This is a genomic window from Bacillus sp. LQ16 (assembly GCF_057784645.1).
In genome coordinates, this window is the sequence record NZ_JBYNWB010000002.1 from 32,484 (window position 1) to 52,765 (window position 20,282).

Genomic DNA, 20,282 nt, shown 5'->3' on the forward strand with positions numbered 1-20,282 from the left:
CAATGCCACTAACAAAAGAAAATATTTTAAAACGTTTGCGCAACTGGAAAACATGGGTTGCGCTTTTTTCATGCTTTGGACTGATCTTATCAGTATTCGGAGTAACTGGATTTGAAGGTAATTTAGAAAAGGTACAGCAAGCTGTTTATTTATTCGGTATTGCGCTAGGTATTTGGACAAGTCATGGAGATGCTACCGACCAAAACGAAAAAGGAGATGTTGAATAATGGAAATCAGAAAAAAACTAGTTGACCTAAGTAAATATGGTACAAAATGTCCTTACACAATGATTCCAGAATTTATCACAGTTCACAATACGTACAACGACGCTACAGCAGAAAACGAAGTATCTTATATGATTCGCAATGATAACCAAGTCTCGTTTCATATTGCGGTAGATGATAAAGAAGCCGTACAAGGAATTCCTTTAGAACGTAACGCTTGGCATTGTGGCGATGGTGGCGGAAATGGTAATCGGAAGTCTATTGGGGTTGAAATTTGCTACTCTTTAAATGGTGGAGAACGATATTATAAAGCAGAAGATAATGCAGCTGTTGTTGTAGCTCAACTAATGAAACAGTACAATATTCCAATTAGCAAAGTTCGCACACACCAATCATGGAGCGGAAAGTATTGTCCTCATCGTATGCTAGCGGAAGGACGTTGGGATAGCTTTATCGAAAGAGTCCAAAATGCATATAGCGGTGGTAGTAATAACGTAGCTCCAACACCTACTCCACCATCATCCAGTGGGACAGGCATTGCATATATTGAAGGGAATAATGTTAACCTTCGTAAAGGACCTGGTACTGGATACGGAGTTATTCGCCAATTAGGAAAAGGGGAACCGTATCAAGTGTTTGGGGAATCGAACGGATGGTTAAACCTCGGCGGTGAGCAATGGGTTTATAACGACCCATCATATATTAATTATACTGGAGGGTGTGCACCAGAACCTTCGAAGCCTTCAAATGATGGCGTTGGTGTCGTGACTATTACGGCTGATGTGTTACGCGTTCGCACTGGTCCAGGAACTAATTATGGAATCGTGAAAAATGTGTATCAAGGAGAAAAATATCAAACTTGGGGATGTAGAGATGGTTGGTATAATGTCGGTAGTGACCAATGGGTTTCAGGTGGATATGTAAAATTTGAAAAGTAAACAACGAAAGCCGTCCTATTGGGCGGCTTATTTTACATTTTTATGATAATAGTCATGATCATCCTTATCTCCACCAATTCCATCCCCATCAAAGTCTTCAGTGTAAGGATTGTTGTTGTACTCCTCAGTGTCGCTCCCTTCTATAAGAGCGCCTATAATTCCGAATATCCCAAACCCAATTAATAAAAGTATTACAATAAAGCAACCTGCTCCCAAAAACATACTTAAATCATCCGATTTGTCCCCTTCCTTATTATCCAAAACTATGCCCCCTTTAGTGCATCCCCGTAACTTATGTATACTAAACCAATCATAATCTATTCACATGAAAAAACTGACTATATTTAATCAGTTTATATTCACCAATTCATCAAACTTAAACTCAGTATTCAAACCGAAAGCATCTGTACAGTATACAGTTCTTGTCATCGGTTCGATATGTAATACATTTATGTACATGTCTTGCACCATTCCGTCACGATAGTATGAGATATGTATTTCTTCTTTGTTTTGTAGCGATTGCATAAGACCGATTTGCAGTTGCTCCTTCATATCTTCAGTAACAATTGGTTTCGGAACTTTATTTAAATTACTAAGTATTCCTCTAATTTCTTCGTATTGTTCTGGAATTGAAGCGAACGGCATCCATTTGACCATGCCCCTCCCGCGTAATTTAGGTGTTCCCCATCTTTGATTTTCCATGATGCTCCCCCGATTCGTGTAATTTATGTTTATTATACACGAACGTACGTTCTTTTAAAAGTATAAAAATAGCCTCACTCGTTTAAGTGAAGCTACATCCAAAATTCATCTTCTTTTATGTTTTTCCCTAACTTTTTTAATCCTTTTGTGATTTGAACTACAGTTGAAAATTTCGGTCTATATGTATGGTCATTACATAATTTTGAAATCGTTGCTCTGCTTAATTTTGATTTTTCACCTAATTCCGCTTGAGAAATCCCCTGACGATCTAACCACTTACCAAATTTACTCCTATTTATTTTCCCTAACTTTAGCCAATCAAACATTACTGTCACCTCAATAAACAGCATGTACAAGAGTTAACTTTTTTATACGAGCGCAAAAAAAGATGCATATCAAACAAACCGTATGAAATACCTTTTACCATACTAAACAAATTGCGATTCTCAGTTCCAAATTGCTAGCCTTTTATAACTTCGTTTCACCTATTCTGAATAGAATTCGCTCACGGAATACTACTTAAGACATTGAAAGATTAGTATTTTCAATGATTCATAGCTATTATTCTCTCTTCTAATTAACAAGGACTGTTTTTGCTAAAACATACATGAGGGGTGGTGTGAGTTTGTGATATTTGAGTTAGTAAGTTCAGCGGCAGTTGGTGGTGTAGTCTTTCTATCAAAAATGCATCAAAAAGGAGCAACAAATGATGCCTCTAAAATTCAAAGGATATGTGCGAACTGCGGATTAAAAGTAAAAGAAGGAAAAGAGACCAGGACTATACAGCTACTCCGTAAGACGAGGAATGAATGGGGAGTTGAATATGCGTATAGGATTCCGCTCGGTCTTAGCTTCTCCGATTTTGAACAAAAGATACAACATTTAGAAGATGGATTAAATCACAAGAGCAAAGTTTATGATTTCAAACTACAAGACTTCAAATCTCTTCGACTGCGAAAAGATATCTTAAAACAAATACAAAACATCATAAACAAGAAAAAACTCGTTAGAAAGGAAATTGAGCTGTCTTACGATGGGTTACTTAAAATACGAGTTTACGAGAAAGGGATTCCTGATTTCGTGAAATTTGAAGAAGAGATGATGAAGCAATGTAGAGGTTGGGAAGTACCTATTGGTTATACAAGGGATGGATTAGTAAAACACGACTTCGACCAGTTATCACATATGATCTCTGCCGGCATGACGGATATGGGGAAATCAAATGTACTAAAGCTTATCATTACATCCCTGGTACGCAACCAATCAGAAAATATAAAGCTATTCCTTATAGATTTGAAGGGTGGTCTCTCTTTCAACCGATACCGATTCTTAAATCAGGTCGAATCAATTGCGAAGAACCCACAGGAAGCCCTAGAGACTCTAAGAGAATTGCAAGATAAACTGAATGCTAGAAACGAATACTTACTAGAAAAAGGATACGAAGATATAAAAGAAGCTGGTGATCCAATTAGGTACTTTGTCATTGTAGATGAAGCAGCCGATATAGCGCCATACCAGGAGTGCCAGGACATTATTGTTGATATTGGTCGTCGTGGCAGGGCGGCTGGATTCCGTTTAATATATGCAACCCAATATCCGACGAATAGCGCCATGCCGTCACAACTGCGTCAAAACATTGGTGCTCGTGTTTGCTTTAGATTGCAGACAGAAGCAGGGAGCCGTGCTGTATTAGACGAGGGCGGCGCAGAGAGTCTCCCTAACATAAAAGGAAGGGCAATATACCAAACAAATGAGAAGAAGGTCTTACAGACGGTTTATATCGATAATAAGCAGATTGATAACATCATAAAGCCACACATCAATATCAGAGCGAGAAAGGAGCATGAAAATGCAAAAGTTAGCAATGAAGGAAGCGCGAACGGAAAGTATACTCTTGAGCTTGAAGAAACTCGGCTTTCTTAGCAGGAAGCAAATCCAGGTACTTCATGATCTTGGCGGTGACAGAAACGCTTCTCGTGTTATGAAGGGGATTGAAGAATATGTGTCTAGCTTTAGGGATGGGGAGAAAGTTTATTACCTTAACAAAGAAGGGCGCGAACGGATTGGGAGTAAGAAAATACTCAAACGCTCGAATCAATTCCGCCACTACATTATGCGAAATGACATCTATATCGCTTATGAATGCCCGAAGACGTGGAAGCAGGAAGTGAAGATGAATGTGAAAGGTATTGTTTCTATAATTGCGGATGCACTATTCACAGATAATGGCCGTTATCACATTGTAGAGGTGGATCATGAACAAAAGATGAGCGCGAACCGTATCAAGATGCAGAAGTATCGCAAATTGATGGAATGCAATGTATTTGAAAAGACACCTAAGTTTATTTGGTACACCACGACGGAATATCGCAGAAAACAACTACAGAAACTTTGCGAAGGATTGGATTGCAACATATTCACAGTTACTGATTTCCATTAAAAACAGGGAGATGGTCCATATGGCAGCGGAGACAATGAGCATCAAGGATTTTATGGATGGTAACTATGGGGCAAAGAAAAAGTGGAGCTTGTTCAAAAAGAAAGCAAAAAAATACGCACCCGTGGCGGCGCGAATAAGTATTGTGATCGGTAGTGCTATTATATTCAGCAATATTATAGATATTCCCCATGTATTTGCTGATGGAAATAGTCCAGATGTGAATGAAGTATTTAAAGATGTGCAGTCTAATGACGGGACAATAAAGAATTATATAGATGGCCAACTGTACAATCGTATTGTAAATGCATTTGAACCAGTTATTTTCTTGATTAAAGCAGTGTCCTATCCGATAGCATCCGTTGTAGCGTTATGCGGCGGTCTGTTCATTATGGTTGGTAGTCAGGAACGGGGATTCTCCCTTATTTCAAGGGCAGGTATCGGTTATATTGTAGTTCAAATGATTCCGTTATTTATGAGATTACTTGTTGAGATTGCTAAAGCGATATAAATAAAGGGGGGTATCTTATGTTACCAACTAATTCTTCGAAAAATGGTTTAAAAAAGAAAACAGAATGTGAATGGTGCAAAAACAAAATTCGTAAAGGGGAATGGGTAATAAATAGTTCGGAATTCGGCATCCATCACGATGAGTGTTATAAGGAATTTTTGGCGAATGAGTTCTCGTATGATTATGGAGTATGGGGGAAGGATATTTCAGAAAAAGATTTGTTTTAGTAGTCCTATATTATAGGGCTTTTTTCTTTGCAGGAATTTTTAAACCATCATGGAATACTGTCACTAGGAGGTGTTGTGACGTTATGACGGACGAAATTGTTTATTCCGCTAGTGAAGTATACAAACGACTAGGAATATCTGATAGCACCCTTAGAAAGTACATGGAAGTATTACAGCGAGAAGGATTCGCTGTAAAGAAAGATAATCGTGGCAGACGCCAATACACAAACAATGACATTATGGTGATTGAAAAATTAATTGAACTCAGCAAGCATGACGGTATGACGCTAGAGAAGGCAGCGAAGATGATTGTGCAGCAAATAGAGAAGGTTAATCCGGATCTGATTCAAGAAGAGGCTGAGGAAACGGATTTAGTGCCATTCCACATTAAACAGCAATTACAGGAACAGTACAGCGTTATGGCGCAGGAAATGAATCAGAGTATGTTAGCGATGGAGAAGCGATTAAGTGAGCAGGCGAAGCAGAGCAACGAGGAAATCAAAGCGAGTGTAGAAGCGCATAATGAGCGAGTGGAAAAACGATTGGAAGCGCGGGATGAGACGCTTATGAAGACACTTCGTGAGATGCAGGAAACGAAGAGGTTGATGCAGGAATTTCGGGATGAGGTTGCTGCTACGAAAGAGAAGAAGAAGCCGTGGTGGAAGTTTTGGTGAGCATAAGAAGAGGAACGTATAAAAATAGAATTGTAGAAAAAGAACGAGTGGATTCCTTTTGAGAATAGGGATCCACTTTTTTTTTGATACTGATAATTAGAGTTTATGTTGACTAGAGGTGTATATGGAGTATGCGTTAAAAAATCTTGAATAATTTATCATTTGGGGTTTATATTGTAAATCACAAATGAAACTATAAAGATATGTACGTCAGGAAATTAGTGAACTTATTACAAATGGAGGAGGATTGAAATACATGGATAGCGCATTGCCTATTGGACATAGACACGGATGTATTACTATAATCGGTGGTTTTGAAATATTTCAAGAAGAAGTTGCAAAAAAGAAAATTGCAGGACTAGAACAAAAAAAACAAAAGTTTATAAATGGAGAAAAAGTTGATAATAATTTTGATTCTGTAGATGTTTATGATAGACATATACAAACTTGGAAATCTTACAAGAACTACCAATGTCGGTGTAAATGTGGAAAAGTAGACTTTCTTCCTGAGAGGTATTTTTTAGGAAAAAAACATAGATATTGCGGGGATAATTGTGGGGTAAAACAAGAACACGCGAGAAAAAGGAGAGCTTCATATCCTAGAGTAAAAGATGAAAGCTATGATATTAATTATTTATACACCACACATGAATCATTAGAGATATTAGAATGTATCGATGAGAATTATGAGGGAGCAGTTAGTGTACATAACAAACGAACAAAGGATGGTGGTGAAGTTAAAGTATATAAGTTATATAGATGTCGTTGTTATCTGTGTGGTAAAGAACATAAATTTAAATCATCAGATTTTGAGATAAAGATACGGAAAAACGGACCTAGAGCGAAAGAGGGATATTATTGTGATGCTTATTGTAATTGTCATGAAATTTCATCATTTCAATGGCGAACTATAAAAATACTGAGAGAACATAATGTTGCACATAGAGTTGAAGTTGAGTTTCCGGACTTATATGGTGTAGGGAAAAAGAACTTGTTACGTTATGATTTTGCTGTTTTCGGTTCTGATAATAGCATTCAATGCCTTATTGAGTGTCAAGGTGAACAGCATTATAAACCTGTAGATGAGTTCGGGGGTGTTTCACAATATGAGTCTCAAGTAGAGAATGACAAATTAAAACGTGTTTATGCCGAGTCACATAATATACCTTTATTCGAAATTAAATATACTTGTAATACATACGAAAAGGAAATGAAATTTCTTAAAACTGCTGGAATCATTTAATTACTTAAGTGCCTCTATTTTAAATTTATAAATGCCTTATAACGATGAGTTAGTGTTAGTTCTGGAAAGAGTTTGTGCCATATATAAGCAGGAATATTTGTTTTTCCTGCTTATAATAAAAAGATAGATTTATCTAAAGATACAAAGATAAAAGGATAAAAAGATACATTTATCTTAAGATACATAACAACAAATAAAAAAGAAGCATCCTAAAAGCAAGGACACTTCTGTCTTTTATTTATTTTCTAACGTCTCGTACAGACGCTTGTACATATCTTTATATGCTTTAGAATGTCGATTTACCAGTTGAGTATCTACATAACTTTCAACAAGAATATCTATGATGTTGTTTATGGATGTTTTATCCATACTCTCTTGTTCCTGAATAAATGGTTTAAGAGTATTTAGCTTTAGCAAAACGGCTGGTGAAATTTTAGCAGTTTTAGAAGGAACTAAACGTTGATCTGGTTTCCTTGGTGTCTGTATTTCTTTTTTCGTGTTAGTCTGATCACTTTGAATATTTAAAGATGAACTTTCCTCAATAGGTGTCACAGTTACTACAAAAGATTTACTTTTATTTTCCAAAGGTACCACTCCTATTTAGTAATCACTTAAGCTATTTATTATTGGACGTTATGTTTTTTAAAATACGTTGCTCACGCTCAGTTAAATTATTAGCAATGTAGAACTCTAAAATTTCATCAATGAATTCATAATTCTTCATACTCTTCATTGTGCAAATGGTTTTAATTTTGCTAAATGATTCCGGAGTTACTTTTATGTTCTTTCTATCTTGTGCTGTTAAAACTTTCTTTTGGGGCGTGATGTTATTATTGGTACTCTGAACATTTCTCTCTGTATTAGCAGATTGCGTTATCTTCGGTTCTTGCGGTGTTTCCCTTTTGATTAAAGCCACTTATGTCAATCCCCTTCCCTAACTTAGTAAGTTTATTTTCTACGAAATACTTTTGTGTATATCTATATCCCGGTTCAATATCTCCCTCGGTTTCGAAAAGGTGAATTCTTTCTTCTAATTCACAGAAAATATCACAGAATAAAGCTAGCATTCTCTTATCATGATGATCTTCAAATTGTAACCCGATTCGTGGATACCATTCTAAACGCGCGTGATTGTTAATAATTGTAGTAAATACATTCTCTTCACCAAAAGTAGCGATTGTACTTTTTACGATTTCTTTGTGTAAGGCGCGCTTTTGTTGCAGTAATACAGGAAGTACTCCAGCAACTTGCATTTTTACGAGTGAACCAAAGTCATCAACCAATGTTTGGATGTATTCAAAGATTAAACGTTGGCTTCCTTCATATGAAAATTGTTGAGTTTCTTGAACAACAATAATGTAGTCGCTTGCTACCATCGCATTATCCACTTTTAAATCTGTTGAAGGTGGAATATCGATGAATATGTAATCGTAGTTATATTTGATTTTTTCTAGCAATCTAGAAAGGTAAAAGGTTCTGTCTTCAACTGTATTGAATGTTTCGATTAGGAAGTCAGCGTATTTCCTCATGTCATATCCACATGGAATCATGTCTAGGTTTTCGTGAAGCTGCACAATACCTTCTGATAAGTCTCCATCTTCAAGACACTTCATTAAAGTCTTTTGCATTTCGGTAATATTAAATGATTTCGCTAAGAATGTTGTACCATTCCCTTGAAGGTCAGTATCAATAAATAAAACTTTCTTATTAAAGATTAAAGAAGCCACAAGAGATTCCATACACGAATCAGTTGTTTTTCCAACTCCACCTTTTTGTTGGGCGTTGATTATTACGTATCCTTTTTTCACAGGAATCGCTCCTTTTAAATTTGTAATATAATTGTAACAAAGGATAAATGTATCTTTTTATCTTTTTATTCTCGAATTGATAATAACACGAGCTCGTACAAAAAGTAAAAGGGTAAATGTATCTTTTTTATGTTTAATAGATTAACCCTATTTTTCTTGTACAGCGTATTTAACAAAAAAGTTGTTAAATCAACGTTAATTGATGTATCTTTGTATCTTTCTATCTTTTTATCTTTGTATCTAAAGATACATAAAGGGAAACTATGTATCTTTGTATCTAAGGATAAATGTATCTTTTTATCTTTGTATCTTTTTATCCTTTGATTGAATAGATTAAAGGATAAACACACGCTTATAGAGGTATTTACAAACAAAAAAGCCTGTTGTAACGTAGTACACAACAAGCATCATTCTACAAAACAAAACATATTTTGATAAATCAAATCTACATAAATAGATTGAGCAAAACAATTGAATATGAACACAAAACAAAAAGCCACTCCCATATGCTATTGGCGCCAACCGATAGCGGGAATGACTTACTCTAGCAAGTGTACCACCACTTGACTAGAAAAACTGTATTCAACGACAGTGTTAACGTTTAAGTAGTGCACCAACACTTACCTTAAACGGCTATGCCTTTTCACGAGGCTTCTTTGATATACCCATTTTATCTATTGTTTGACTAAAATTCAACTAGTAAATGCTAGAATTGTATTTTTTGTAGTCAAAAGATATATAGCGGGCATCTCTAAACCTAGAAGTCTTGTGGATCTGCAGGCCATTTAGGAATTGAAGATGCCTTTTTGTTTTTTGTTCGCGTGGAATTGCCTGATACCACGTAAATAAAAACTGATAAGCCGTAATTCCGTGCTGCCATACATATAGCGGGAACGTGTTACGTGCGTGGCTAGCTGTTGGTCGTGCAGGGGGTACAGAGTATGCGCCTACAAAAACAGCAACCCTCATTGGAATCCTGTTCTTCTGGTGAGGGAGGGCGAGAACGTGCCCAGGGACGAATCCCTAAAAGGTTCGGGTGGTTATCGTTAGCATTACGGTGCTAGGGAGTACATTCAGTTTGTCGTGTAGGGACGATATTACAAGGACAAGCCATAGCAAAAGGATGTATGCGGTGAAAATCGCTGAGTGAACAGGGTCTATACATACGGATACCTTATAAGTGACCGCATGGCGAAAACAAGACGCTTATCCATCTATTTTGATCGATTACTTTTTTGTAGTCTTTCAAAGTAGGGGATAAATCTGCCTTCCAGCCGTGTTCCATAATCGTTCCCACATGATAAAAACCCTCAAGACCTTCAGTCAATATTAAATTCGAAGAAATGATGAAAAACATGAGATTGTTTAAGACCCGGGGGAATGACTTACTAAGATAGAAGAATAAATAAGAGATTTACTACTTACTTGGTTAGAGGATAAGGGAACGACTGGTAGAATAGGCCTTATTGCGGATTTAGGTTTTATCAATCAGATATAGTACGTGAAATTTATATTCGATGTGTAAATGTTTTGTAGAAGTAACAATATTGTTTTTTATTGAAATCTATTATTATTAAAATTATAATTCTAAATTTAATAGGTGGGAGATGTTTTAATAAGTGGGGAAAATATTTGGTGCAATTATGACTTTTATGACTGTAATAATCGGGATTGAAGCTAATGTGAAATTAAATCCTGAATGGCATCGATTAGATAAATTAATGTCTTTCTGGACTACAGTAGCGATTTGTTTAGTATTTATACTATTGCACTTTGGAAAAAAACAAATTTTACAATATGTTGATGATCAACGTGAACAAATCAAAAATACTTTGTTATTAGAACTTGAAAATGGTTTGATGGATCGAAAGATTGAAGAAACAGTTACAAATAATTTTGAAATAAACAAAGATCGATATACTCAAAATATAAAACATGAAGTTAACCTTTTTATTAGAGAATCTTTAGATGCGATGTTTGATAGACAATTTCAAATACATTCTAATGCAGTAAATGATAAAATAACTAATTTAGAAAGGTTATATGCAATTAATTTAATCAATCAATCATCTAATGAACAAAGTGATATTGGCGTTGATGCATTGATGGATATAGTAGGTTTAAATAGTAGACAGAATTCAGTATCTGAGGAGGTACGTTAATGAATAAAGATATATTTCTTACTCAAGATTTTATTGAAAAGATAAAGGACTTGGATTTAACAACAAGCGAAACAAATAGATTACAGAGATTTATAAAGAATATGAACAATCCTGAAAGTAAAAGTTTTTATAAAAAATCTCCATTAATTACGATGGAAAATCAAGAAGATAATTTTTACTTATTAAGACTTTCGCCTAGAATGCGTATGATTGTTAAAGAGAATGAAGGCTCCATTGTTTTAATCAATATTTATACAACAAGTGAAATGAAAAAATCAATGAAATCCTCAATAAAAAATTCAGTCGTGGATTTTTTCAATGAAGCTAACGAGATAAATAAAACAAATTAATTTTAGAATGTTTTTGTTCTGAAAAAAATTATAGATCTTTCTAAATAATATTTTAGAAAGATCTATAATTTAATCATATTACACCCTATATAAAGAAAAGACACCTTAAGGTGCCTTCCTCCGACTTGAACCATCTTAATTTTAATAATTTGTATCTCGCAAATATAATTTTACCATATCCACGTATACTGTTTCTTGAGAAATAATAACAGCACTCTTTTGAGTGCCTTTTACTTATCACAAGCGATCCCATCGCCATCTTTGTCTAATTTACTACTATATCCAGGTTCTCCTTGTTTAATTGGAGCCTTACCAGCTTTTTTCACTTGTGTACAATTTTCATACACCACATTATTTTGTTCTGGTTGTTCTTCTGGCTTACTTTCAGGAGTAGTTTTTGGTTTTGGTTCTTCCTTATAATCCCTTACATCATCAATTACCACTTGATTATTAGATGAATCTACAATTTTAACCACAATGTCATCTTTGCTAGCGATATTGGCTTCTTTTCCATAAGCTCTGAATGCTGTACCTCTATACCTTTCGTATGGTCCAGCAGATGTTTTGAAAGTGGACACAGACAATTCTTTATCGACCTTATCGTATTTTGCGTATGCATCTAGATCGAAAGCAAGAGTGATTAGTTTTCCATCTTCACTAATAGATACTGTAGGATTAACACCATCAATCTTCTTATAGGTTTCCGTTAATTTTTTTTGAGTATCATCTTTAAATTTATTAATTTTATCTTGTTTCTTATCAACTGGTTGTTCTATTGGCTTCGGTTCAACTTTCTTTTCTTCCTTTACAGGAGCTGTTTTTGTAGTGACAGCAGGTTTTACTTCTTGTTTCGGTTCTTCTTTCTTTCCAGTAACCGTATTAAAGATGGAAACAACAATGACCAGGTAAATTAAAGAAGCTATAACCATTTTGATCTTGTTTCCAGATCGGAATCCGAGTATTTTTTGGTACCATTTACGCTCAGTTTTATGTATCTCAATATCTGTATAGCTTTTAATCAAGCTTTCTATTTCTTTTCCGGAACCATTCGGAATAAAGACGAATGTATCTTTTATCCCCTTGAACTCGAAGTTAGATTTAATAGCATAATGATCAATAAATACGTCTGTATAGTCACTAAAATGATGTGTAGAGATACTAACTACATCCTTTGCATCTCTATCGTAAGTAAATGTTTGAATGTGTTCTTTTGAAACCGCAGCGTATCCTGTTTTAATTCCCCCAAGAGCAACAGTTACGATAATAGGAGTGAGGCCATTTTCTTTTTGATACTTAGCAGCTATAGCTTGTTTAGCAAGTTCTAATTCACTTGGCTGTTTTTCTTTTTTCTTTTTCCCCATGAATTTACTCCCCTTCAAAATGTAAGATTTACAGCAAGCATAACAAAAACAGTTACAACAATTTTGTTATATTCTGTCGAAGGAAAATAAAAAAACAGGACTAAAATGTATCGTAAAGGTTAACCAAATCTATATTTTATTGGAATTTTCTTTTTATGTAAGATGCTACATTATCGTAATCGCCATAGATGAATTTCTCGTTAATTCCCATAAAATTAAGTTCATTAAGAATCTTTTCTTTATCTTTAATGACAATTATTTTATCTGGCCAAACCCTTTGGCATGATAGAACATTATAGTTGTAAACTGATTCTGTATAATTCAAGTAAGTTTGATATATAAATAATCCTTGTTGATTACGACCGCGTTCAAAAGTTAATATTGGTTCATATTTGAAATTAGGCATTATATCTAACCAGAAAACAGGTTCAGTACTTTCTAATATATTTCGTAAAAAATTTTGAAGATATGCTGTATATACAAATGTTTCACTAGAAACAATATTAATTTGTTCGTATATTCTTTCTAGTTTTTTGTCGTCTTTTTTGAAATCATAAGCGCATGTGTGCATGCTAATACCATAATCCGAATCCTCGTAAGAGAAGATATTATTAGGAATAGGGTTTTCAGTAAAACTTATTTCGAAATACGAGAGATATTCTTTATGTAGGTTTTCGAAATGTTGACGGAATAATTCAGGGTATTTTAGTTGGAATTTTAAAAATAAATAATACAGATCAAGGAAAGTATCACCTTCGTTATAAGCAAACAATGTTAATAGGTTATCGTCTTCGAACTTTTGAAGAACATCTGTTATATCAACAAGTGCATTCTTAAATAAATAGACAAATCCTGTTTCATTATCATTGTTTGTTATGTGTGAATTTGAATGCTGACAGGCGAAGTATAATGCAACTAATGGTGAAGTAGTTACATCGATGAGATTTGTTGGTATCCCGTGATGTTGGGAAAAAGCTGTAAAATGTGTACGTTCATCCGAAGATAACTTATGCCAAACTTCTTTTTTAAATTGTTTTTTCATCTGAATAAATGAAGATGAAATAGTATCTTCTCTTAACGCAGATGATACAGTTTCAGGATAATTAGTCGGTTCTCCCCTAAATAAGTAATCTTTAAAATTTTGATTAGAAAACAGTTCTATGTATTTAGATAAACTTTCTACAACTATTTCTTCTGGCGTTGGAAGACCGTCTAATTTACGTTGGGAGTATCTTTTTTCTTGTGTCATAATAACCTCCAAAATTAAAATAATAAAAGCACTCTGCTGAGTGCCTATTTGCGTTTAACACCTAATTTTGATTCTACTTCAGTTAAGTTTGCAACTGCACTAAGTAATTTCTCATCGGAAAGTTGAACTGATTTTTTTGATTCTTCCATTCTGCTTTCCATAGGAGCTAGTCCTTTTATCCATTGAGTTACGACACTAGCTGCATTACTTCTATAATTGATTGCTAAACCCAATTCAATTTTGAATTTATCCAATTTCTCTTTTAATATAGGATCATTTATTTTTTGAGTCTCTTTTAAATTTGTATTTTTCTTTGATAAATCATCATATCTACTAGAAACGATGTCCATTTTTTCTTTTAAAGCACTTGGACTAACCGATTTAGGATCTTTACTAGCTTGTGCCCATATAGGTCGCCATTCTTGATTCCATATCTCATCATATTCTTTTATCATGGCATCAATTTTAGGTTTGATTTCATTTTCATATGTAGTCTTATCGGAATTCAAGTCTGCCTTAGGTTGTTCTTTGCTTTGAGTCTCTTTTGGTTCCTGCTGCACTTTTGAAGTATCTTCTTTCTTAACTTCTACAGTAGCTGTTTTAGTTTCTTTGTCTTTAACTTCTTCTTTGGGAGAAAGGTAATAAAAAACTATGGTCAACATAAAACACACTATACCTGAAATAAGATACTTCCCTTTACTTTGATAGTTCTTGGTAGCTTTACTCATAAGTACAAAGGAAGCAATAGTGGCTACAAAGAATATGGCTAATAATACTCGCATGTAATTACCTCTTTCAGTTTATAAAATGTAAGATTTCTGAAACAAGCATAACAAATTCGGTTACAACTATTTTGTCATATTTTGTCGAAAGAAAATAAAAAACAGGACCGAATAGTCCTGTTGGTAGGATTGGTAAAATTATGTAAAATTTTACCTCTTTCCTTTGGAAAAGATTTCTTTTATGATGAAATCAAATCACAATATTTCATTATTCTCACCTAAGAACCTTACATAATGATCAAGTTGCTTACAGAAGTTCTCTCTTTGGCTTTCAGATAACGCCCCATACGTTTTTTGAACACCAATTAGAGTATTATGTAGCCTTTCATCATCAGTAGCGTCAGTGCGACCAGTAAGCGCATCTAACGATACATTAAAGAAGGAGGCGAGACGAAACAAAGTTGTAAGATCTGGTTCAGAAAAACCATTTTCATAGTTGTTAATTTGGCTACGGCTAAGGTTTAGTTCATGAGCCAAGTCAGCTTGTCTAAGCGAACGACTTTTCCTAAGATTTTTTAAAGTTTTACCTAAAGTTTTCATACTATCAGTATAATTATAGACATATCGATATACTATAAATGATAGATATATTGTCTAATGTAGTATAATGATAGAAAATTAATCATAATACTGAAATAAAATAGAACAAAAGTTCGATTTTGTGGTAAAATATGCATGTGAGTTCTTTATTACATCACATGCATAATTGCATATTTAATTTTCATGTCAATTGAGAAACGTTGATATATAACGGTTTTTAAACTTTCTCAACAAAAATCAGATAACTACACGACTGAATTTTGGAAAAAATGTGATATTATGAAAATAATAAAATAAACGGACGTAAAAAAAGACTCACAGCGCGTACTAAGGTGCAGCGAACACCATAGTACCGCTTTCCCTAATCTGGTAGGGAAAACACTTACTGCAAGTCTTACATAAATTATAACACATCTTTTGAATGTAGTGACGCGTTTTCCTCTAAATGTAACAAAATGGGTATAACGTGTCTTTTGTTCCGAAAAAAGGGGAGCAAAGTTATGCAAACAGTTTTAGGAAAAATACAAGATGATTTGTTTGCTAAAGGGATCACAAATAAAACATTAGCAAAGTATCTGTCTGTTAGTCCAAGTGGTGTATCTGACTTTTTCAAAGGTAAAAGAGAAATGAGTTTTTCTTATTTTTCTAAGACTCTAATCCTTTTATATGACGAAGAACATGAAAAGAGAAGAGGTTTTATCCATCACTATCTTAGCGTCGCTAGGAAGCACGAAAGTTTGCGGGAGGCTTTAGAATACGCGGCTATACGTGGCGAATTTGAAATGTTGAAGCATATCTTTCTTAAAGAGTTAGAATCAACGAATGCAACAAATAGAGAATGGGCAGCAATGTACGAATTGTTTTATAAACGAAATGCAGAAAGAATAGATGGAAAACAATTTCTTGAACTGGTAGAAGAAAAGAGAAAAAAAGTTAAGTCATTAGAGATGCAAGTGATGAGTGATATTTTATTGTGCTATGCACTACACGATATCGGAAATTATCGATTATTAAAAAATTATATAAGTGCAGCAGATCTTAAAATAGAAAAGATAAAGAATAAGTTTATCCAAAATTGTTTTAGAATTAGGGTGAAAGAATGGCTGTGTGTTATAAACCTACTTTCAGGAAATTTAATTGAAACGAGAAATAAGTGTGAAGACTTATTGTTCATTTGTAGAGAAGATCCGCAATACGCTTTACAAAGAGCGAACGCTTATTGTAATTTGGGTGAATCATATATTTTTGAAGACTATAATTTATCAAAGAAATATTTAGAAAAATCATTAATGTGTTTAGGTGACACCTTTAATCCTGGATTAAAAGTAAAAAGACAATTAATAGAGTACACATTAATGTTCCTCAAGATCCATCACAACAAAGATGTTGAAAATATAGATGTTGAAATACATCCAGCAGAGAAAGCTTACTTATGCATTAAACAAGGGGATAAAAAATCTGCAATCGAGATTTTGGAAGGATTAGAGAAAAGTAAAGGACTATCAGCCTTTCAACTTTGTTACATGGGCCTTGCTAAAGGTGATCTAAATTTAATTAAAAAGTCATTAGAATTATTTGAGGAAATAGGTAACGTTTTTTATGCCAAATTACCCAAATTATACTTGGGTCTTATTTGAAAAAATGGTATAATTAACTTATGAGAAGAGGTGAAATAATTGAAGAAAATTATAGCTCTTTTACCTATTTTACTATTAGCAGGACTTTTCACTTTCTCTGCTGATAATCAAAATAACGAATCTAAAGCTCAAGATACGAAACCTGAGGTTCAACGTATGATGGTTGATCCGGGCGGTGGCGGAATTTAACAGCTGAATATAAATATAGAATGCGATTGCCTATAAAATGGGCAATCGCATTCGTGCTTTCTGGGGAAGTTCTGTATTTTTGAAAATAAAGTTTTATAGAATCATTGTGAATTATTCACAAACTAATATAAAGATATTGGGGGATGTTGGGGATGACGAAAGAGCAATTAGTGAGAATGGCTGCAAAATTAGGGTTAAAACAGGGGAATCCTAAAGCGGAGGATATTTTAAAGATTGTCCTTGATGAATCATATAAGGAAAAACCAAATACATAAAAAAGAAGACTGCCGCGTAAGGTAGTCTTCTTTGATTAGTCATTCTTTTTATTTTGCATATAAGTCACATACATTTCTAATTGTTCCCAAGCTTTCTTTCGTTCATCCTCTGGAAGGCTCTCTATTATTGCCAGTATGTTCTTTCCTTCTTCAGATACAACTTTATCTTCTTCTTCATTTAGTTCAGGGTCTTCTGATCTCCCTAATAAATAATCCGTAGTTACTCCAAAATAATCTGCTATTTTTTCTAATGATTCTCGCCCAGGTGATTTTTTACCCTTTTCAAAATAAGAAATAGCCATCTTAGATACGCCAATAGCATTACCTAATTGCTCTTGCGTTATCTTACTATTCTTCCTGAGTTCTTTAATCTTTTCCCCGATCAATATTAACGTCCCCTTTTTCTAAAGTGTTTATGATACCTAAAGTATAAAGTAAACATAGTGTTTACCACAAGATAAAATTTATTCGAGTTTTTTTGAAAAAAGTACTTGAAATAAACTTAAGGTTTACTTATAATGAAATCACAGGCAACGAAGGGAGGAAATAACTTGCATCAGTTAAAACTTAAACGACTAGAAAAAGGGATGTCTTGCCAAGACGTTGCCGATAAAGTCGGAATCACTAAAATGCACTACTGGTATATCGAAAACAACAAAAGAACATTAAAAATAGACTTAGCATATAAAATTGCAGTAGCTCTTGAGGAAGATCCGAAAGAACTTTTTTTTAACAATTAGAGTAAACCTGTGATTTACAAAAAGGAGAGGAGTAAACCAAATGAATGAATTGAAAATAATTAATAAAGACGGACAATTGTTAGCGGAAAGTAGAGAAGTAGCTGAAATGGTTGATAAACGTCATTCGGATTTAATAAGAAGTATTGATAATTTTTATAACGTTTTACTAAACGCAAAAATGCGTCCAGCTGATTTCTTTATTCCGGATAGCTACAAAGACGGAAGTGGTAAAGAAAACAGATGCTACCTATTAACGAAAAAAGGATGCGATATGGTAGCTAACAAGTTAACTGGTGAAAAAGGAATACTTTTCACTGCAGCGTATGTAACTCGATTTGAAGAAATGGAAAATTCATTACGAAAACAAGATCCATTTAGCCAAATTGAACTTATTGCAACAGGAACAACACAACTTAATAAACGTGTAGAAAAACTAGAAACGTTCTTCGATGAAAGATTGACAGTAGATTATGGGCAACAGTTAACAATTAAAAATGCAGTTGGACGTAGAGTGTACAAGCTTTGGGATGATGGAACAGTTAACACGACAGTCCATGATAACAAAAAGAAATTATTCTCAGCGATATGGAAAGACGTAAAAGCAGCATTTGCTGTAAATAGTTACTGTAACATTCGCCAAAAAGACTTCGAAGAAGCTTTATCTTACATAAACGCTTGGCGCCCAAGATTAGTATAAGGAGGCGGCTTAAATGATGGAAGAAAGCACATTATCACATTTAATGATTCTGGTTATATTTATCTTGGTCGCGGGATTCATTCGCTTAATGGATTGGATAGATAGACGGTATATAAGGGATGAAAATTGATGGATAAACAGCAGAAGGATAAGGAAGACAAAGCGAACATCATCAAAATGATACGCGATTTAAGAGCTAGAGGAATACATAACAGCGCAAATAAGGTTGAGGAAATGCATAAGGAGTTTATAACTCTAGCTAAATAGGACAAGCGTTTGCTTGTCGGAATATTCAGGGATTTAACGGTATCCCCCACCTAGTAAATGAGTTCCTGAATATTCCGATGCGCGAAAGCATCAAAACAAAAGAAAACCAGTCGATTACCCCTAATCGACTGGTTCATGAAACGACGCAATATTTGTAGCTTTATTATATCACAGTCGTTTCTTTCAAGTAAATAAGGAGTGAAAGCCTATGTTAGATAAAAATCAATCAAAAGTCGTCCTTCCTTCATGGGTATGGGAGGACGTGAAAAACGAAAGAGAAGTGAAAATGAAGGCGATTGAGTACATCACTCCTGATCGCTATCCAGGATACAAAATCATTGAAATTCAAGGCGATATAGTGTTATGCGAAAGGGAGAATGCGTGATGTTCCAAGTGCCAGTAAGACGTGGATCAATGAAAGAAATGTTAATAGCAGTTCGTGATTTGGAAAAACGAGGTTATGACTACGTAACACAAATCAAAACAGTATATAAAAGCGGTAAGTTTTATGAACAAAGTGGTAGAAGTTTTCAAGGGAAACATGAATTTAGAACAATCGGCTACGTGGATAATGTCAGCTACGAGTGTTGGATGAAGAAGGTGAACTAAATGAATTTTATTGATAAACGAAAAGGTTTTTTCATGATAGAGAATGACGCAATAGACAATTGTGATTTGGATGTTTACGAATTTAAAGCCTACGCAGTAATCGTAAGACATGCAAATCGAGATACGCAATCAGCATTCCCTTCCTTAACAACTTTAGCTGAGAAAGTCGGATGTGGAAGAAAAAAAATAGTGCAATGTATCAAATCTTTAGAGGAAAAAGGCTACATTCAAAAAGTTAATAGGAAAGATGGGCAAGGTAATAACTTATCCAATATTTATTATGTCCTTCCTACACCTAGTGTCTCAGAGAAACTAGTAGTGTCTGAGGGAAACCAGGGTAGTGTCCCAGAGAAACTAGGGGTAGTGTCTGAGGGAAACACTAACAATACTAATCTTAACAATACTAATTTAACAAAAAGTAGTAGTAGTAAGAATCCCTACTCTTTTTATGAAAATAACATTGGAATGCTAAACCCATTCATGGCAGACAGCATAGAACAATGGGTTAAAGATACTAGTGAAGAACTTGTTATAGCTGCTATGGAACGCACATTAAAGCAGCAAAAGAAATGGAAATATGCTGAGGGAATCTTAAAGCAATGGGCTAACAATAATGTAAAGACATTGCAAGATGTAGAAGCGCTGGAATCAGAGTATCAA

General features: G+C 34.4%; 29 protein-coding genes. 19 read left to right on the forward strand and 10 right to left on the reverse strand.

Going from position 1 to position 20,282, the window contains the following annotated elements; all coding sequences use genetic code 11:
* Window positions 1–2 precede the first annotated feature (2 nt).
* A complete protein-coding gene (locus AC3EMB_RS27520; protein WP_098097078.1) occupies window positions 3–227 on the forward strand; it encodes a hypothetical protein in 225 nt (74 codons plus the stop codon).
* Complete coding sequence (locus AC3EMB_RS27525) at window positions 227–1,162, forward strand: N-acetylmuramoyl-L-alanine amidase (RefSeq protein WP_488517821.1); 936 nt, start codon at window positions 227–229, stop codon at window positions 1,160–1,162. Before AC3EMB_RS27520 ends, AC3EMB_RS27525 begins: the two co-directional genes overlap by 1 nt.
* A gap of 27 nt (window positions 1,163–1,189) precedes the next feature.
* Here the strand turns inward: AC3EMB_RS27525 and AC3EMB_RS27530 are convergent, their stop codons facing one another.
* From AC3EMB_RS27530 to AC3EMB_RS27540, 3 genes are all read right to left on the reverse strand, one after another.
* Window positions 1,190–1,423 carry a hypothetical protein gene (locus tag AC3EMB_RS27530; RefSeq protein WP_488517822.1) on the reverse strand — a complete coding sequence of 78 codons (234 nt, stop codon included), beginning with the start codon at window positions 1,421–1,423 and terminating at the stop codon, window positions 1,190–1,192.
* Between the two features lie 87 nt (window positions 1,424–1,510).
* The gene (locus AC3EMB_RS27535) at window positions 1,511–1,864 is read right to left on the reverse strand and encodes a YolD-like family protein (RefSeq protein ID WP_488517823.1); all 354 of its coding nucleotides are present in this window, start codon (window positions 1,862–1,864) and stop codon (window positions 1,511–1,513) included.
* Window positions 1,865–1,956: 92 nt separating this feature from the next.
* A complete protein-coding gene (locus tag AC3EMB_RS27540) occupies window positions 1,957–2,190 on the reverse strand; it encodes a helix-turn-helix domain-containing protein (RefSeq protein ID WP_340954855.1) in 234 nt (77 codons plus the stop codon).
* A gap of 301 nt (window positions 2,191–2,491) precedes the next feature.
* Between AC3EMB_RS27540 and AC3EMB_RS27545 the strand changes: the two genes are divergently transcribed.
* The 6 genes from AC3EMB_RS27545 (at window position 2,492) to AC3EMB_RS27570 (ending at window position 6,956) form a co-directional block, all read left to right on the forward strand.
* Window positions 2,492–3,787, forward strand: coding sequence for an FtsK/SpoIIIE domain-containing protein (locus tag AC3EMB_RS27545; RefSeq protein ID WP_488517824.1), 1,296 nt, complete (start codon window positions 2,492–2,494; stop codon window positions 3,785–3,787).
* Complete coding sequence (locus tag AC3EMB_RS27550; protein WP_321200213.1) at window positions 3,759–4,304, forward strand: replication-relaxation family protein; 546 nt, start codon at window positions 3,759–3,761, stop codon at window positions 4,302–4,304. The genes AC3EMB_RS27545 and AC3EMB_RS27550 overlap by 29 nt, the downstream gene beginning before the upstream one ends.
* A 19-nt stretch (window positions 4,305–4,323) precedes the next feature.
* The gene (locus AC3EMB_RS27555; RefSeq protein ID WP_488517825.1) at window positions 4,324–4,812 is read left to right on the forward strand and encodes a hypothetical protein; all 489 of its coding nucleotides are present in this window, start codon (window positions 4,324–4,326) and stop codon (window positions 4,810–4,812) included.
* Between the two features lie 17 nt (window positions 4,813–4,829).
* A complete protein-coding gene (locus AC3EMB_RS27560) occupies window positions 4,830–5,039 on the forward strand; it encodes a hypothetical protein (RefSeq protein WP_488517826.1) in 210 nt (69 codons plus the stop codon).
* An 83-nt stretch (window positions 5,040–5,122) separates the two neighbouring features.
* The gene (locus AC3EMB_RS27565; RefSeq protein WP_488517827.1) at window positions 5,123–5,713 is read left to right on the forward strand and encodes a DUF3967 domain-containing protein; all 591 of its coding nucleotides are present in this window, start codon (window positions 5,123–5,125) and stop codon (window positions 5,711–5,713) included.
* A 256-nt stretch (window positions 5,714–5,969) separates the two neighbouring features.
* A complete protein-coding gene (locus tag AC3EMB_RS27570) occupies window positions 5,970–6,956 on the forward strand; it encodes a hypothetical protein (protein ID WP_488517828.1) in 987 nt (328 codons plus the stop codon).
* Window positions 6,957–7,190: 234 nt separating this feature from the next.
* Here AC3EMB_RS27570 and AC3EMB_RS27575 read toward each other — a convergent pair whose 3' ends face one another.
* Together AC3EMB_RS27575 and prgP are read right to left on the reverse strand one after the other, a co-directional pair.
* Window positions 7,191–7,541, reverse strand: a complete 351-nt coding sequence (locus AC3EMB_RS27575; protein ID WP_488517829.1) for a hypothetical protein — start codon at window positions 7,539–7,541, stop codon at window positions 7,191–7,193.
* A 275-nt stretch (window positions 7,542–7,816) separates the two neighbouring features.
* Window positions 7,817–8,764 (reverse strand): ParA superfamily DNA segregation protein PrgP, encoded by a 948-nt coding sequence (gene prgP, locus AC3EMB_RS27580; RefSeq protein ID WP_058839868.1) that lies wholly within the window; start codon window positions 8,762–8,764, stop codon window positions 7,817–7,819.
* A 1,619-nt stretch (window positions 8,765–10,383) separates the two neighbouring features.
* On the opposite strand from prgP, the gene AC3EMB_RS27585 reads away from it, so the two are divergent.
* On the forward strand, window positions 10,384–10,926 hold the full coding sequence (locus AC3EMB_RS27585; protein ID WP_488517830.1) for a hypothetical protein: 543 nt from the start codon (window positions 10,384–10,386) through the stop codon (window positions 10,924–10,926).
* Window positions 10,926–11,276, forward strand: a complete 351-nt coding sequence (locus tag AC3EMB_RS27590) for a hypothetical protein (protein ID WP_488517831.1) — start codon at window positions 10,926–10,928, stop codon at window positions 11,274–11,276. The genes AC3EMB_RS27585 and AC3EMB_RS27590 overlap by 1 nt, the downstream gene beginning before the upstream one ends.
* 230 nt (window positions 11,277–11,506) lie before the next feature.
* Here AC3EMB_RS27590 and AC3EMB_RS27595 read toward each other — a convergent pair whose 3' ends face one another.
* The 4 genes from AC3EMB_RS27595 to AC3EMB_RS27610 all read right to left on the reverse strand — a co-directional run bounded on the left by AC3EMB_RS27595 (window position 11,507) and on the right by AC3EMB_RS27610 (window position 15,208).
* Window positions 11,507–12,637 carry an excalibur calcium-binding domain-containing protein gene (locus tag AC3EMB_RS27595; protein ID WP_488517832.1) on the reverse strand — a complete coding sequence of 377 codons (1,131 nt, stop codon included), beginning with the start codon at window positions 12,635–12,637 and terminating at the stop codon, window positions 11,507–11,509.
* 136 nt (window positions 12,638–12,773) lie between these two features.
* Window positions 12,774–13,886, reverse strand: a complete 1,113-nt coding sequence (locus AC3EMB_RS27600; protein ID WP_488517833.1) for an FRG domain-containing protein — start codon at window positions 13,884–13,886, stop codon at window positions 12,774–12,776.
* A gap of 44 nt (window positions 13,887–13,930) precedes the next feature.
* Window positions 13,931–14,668 (reverse strand): ribonuclease, encoded by a 738-nt coding sequence (locus AC3EMB_RS27605; protein ID WP_488517834.1) that lies wholly within the window; start codon window positions 14,666–14,668, stop codon window positions 13,931–13,933.
* 195 nt (window positions 14,669–14,863) lie between these two features.
* On the reverse strand, window positions 14,864–15,208 hold the full coding sequence (locus tag AC3EMB_RS27610; RefSeq protein ID WP_488517835.1) for a helix-turn-helix domain-containing protein: 345 nt from the start codon (window positions 15,206–15,208) through the stop codon (window positions 14,864–14,866).
* A gap of 500 nt (window positions 15,209–15,708) precedes the next feature.
* On the opposite strand from AC3EMB_RS27610, the gene AC3EMB_RS27615 reads away from it, so the two are divergent.
* The 3 genes from AC3EMB_RS27615 to AC3EMB_RS27625 all read left to right on the forward strand — a co-directional run bounded on the left by AC3EMB_RS27615 (window position 15,709) and on the right by AC3EMB_RS27625 (window position 17,309).
* Complete coding sequence (locus AC3EMB_RS27615) at window positions 15,709–16,845, forward strand: AimR family lysis-lysogeny pheromone receptor (protein ID WP_488517836.1); 1,137 nt, start codon at window positions 15,709–15,711, stop codon at window positions 16,843–16,845.
* Between the two features lie 39 nt (window positions 16,846–16,884).
* Complete coding sequence (locus AC3EMB_RS27620) at window positions 16,885–17,034, forward strand: complement C1q protein (RefSeq protein WP_488517837.1); 150 nt, start codon at window positions 16,885–16,887, stop codon at window positions 17,032–17,034.
* Window positions 17,035–17,186: 152 nt separating this feature from the next.
* A complete protein-coding gene (locus tag AC3EMB_RS27625; protein WP_002170420.1) occupies window positions 17,187–17,309 on the forward strand; it encodes a hypothetical protein in 123 nt (40 codons plus the stop codon).
* A gap of 35 nt (window positions 17,310–17,344) precedes the next feature.
* On the opposite strand, the gene AC3EMB_RS27630 is transcribed toward AC3EMB_RS27625, so the two are convergent.
* Window positions 17,345–17,695: a helix-turn-helix domain-containing protein gene (locus tag AC3EMB_RS27630; protein ID WP_033695397.1), complete on the reverse strand. Its 351-nt coding sequence runs from the start codon at window positions 17,693–17,695 to the stop codon at window positions 17,345–17,347.
* Between the two features lie 132 nt (window positions 17,696–17,827).
* On the opposite strand from AC3EMB_RS27630, the gene AC3EMB_RS27635 reads away from it, so the two are divergent.
* The 6 genes from AC3EMB_RS27635 to AC3EMB_RS27660 form a co-directional block, all read left to right on the forward strand.
* Complete coding sequence (locus tag AC3EMB_RS27635) at window positions 17,828–18,049, forward strand: helix-turn-helix transcriptional regulator (RefSeq protein WP_002004084.1); 222 nt, start codon at window positions 17,828–17,830, stop codon at window positions 18,047–18,049.
* A 40-nt stretch (window positions 18,050–18,089) separates the two neighbouring features.
* Window positions 18,090–18,746, forward strand: coding sequence for a Rha family transcriptional regulator (locus AC3EMB_RS27640; protein ID WP_488517838.1), 657 nt, complete (start codon window positions 18,090–18,092; stop codon window positions 18,744–18,746).
* A gap of 129 nt (window positions 18,747–18,875) precedes the next feature.
* Entirely contained in the window at window positions 18,876–19,013 is a 138-nt protein-coding gene (locus AC3EMB_RS27645) for a hypothetical protein (RefSeq protein WP_322471508.1), read from the forward strand.
* Window positions 19,014–19,221: 208 nt separating this feature from the next.
* A complete protein-coding gene (locus AC3EMB_RS27650; protein WP_488517839.1) occupies window positions 19,222–19,398 on the forward strand; it encodes a hypothetical protein in 177 nt (58 codons plus the stop codon).
* The gene (locus AC3EMB_RS27655; RefSeq protein WP_088008891.1) at window positions 19,398–19,622 is read left to right on the forward strand and encodes a hypothetical protein; all 225 of its coding nucleotides are present in this window, start codon (window positions 19,398–19,400) and stop codon (window positions 19,620–19,622) included. Before AC3EMB_RS27650 ends, AC3EMB_RS27655 begins: the two co-directional genes overlap by 1 nt.
* A partial coding sequence (locus AC3EMB_RS27660) for a DnaD domain protein (protein ID WP_488517840.1) occupies window positions 19,623–20,282 on the forward strand: 660 nt, incomplete at its 3' end.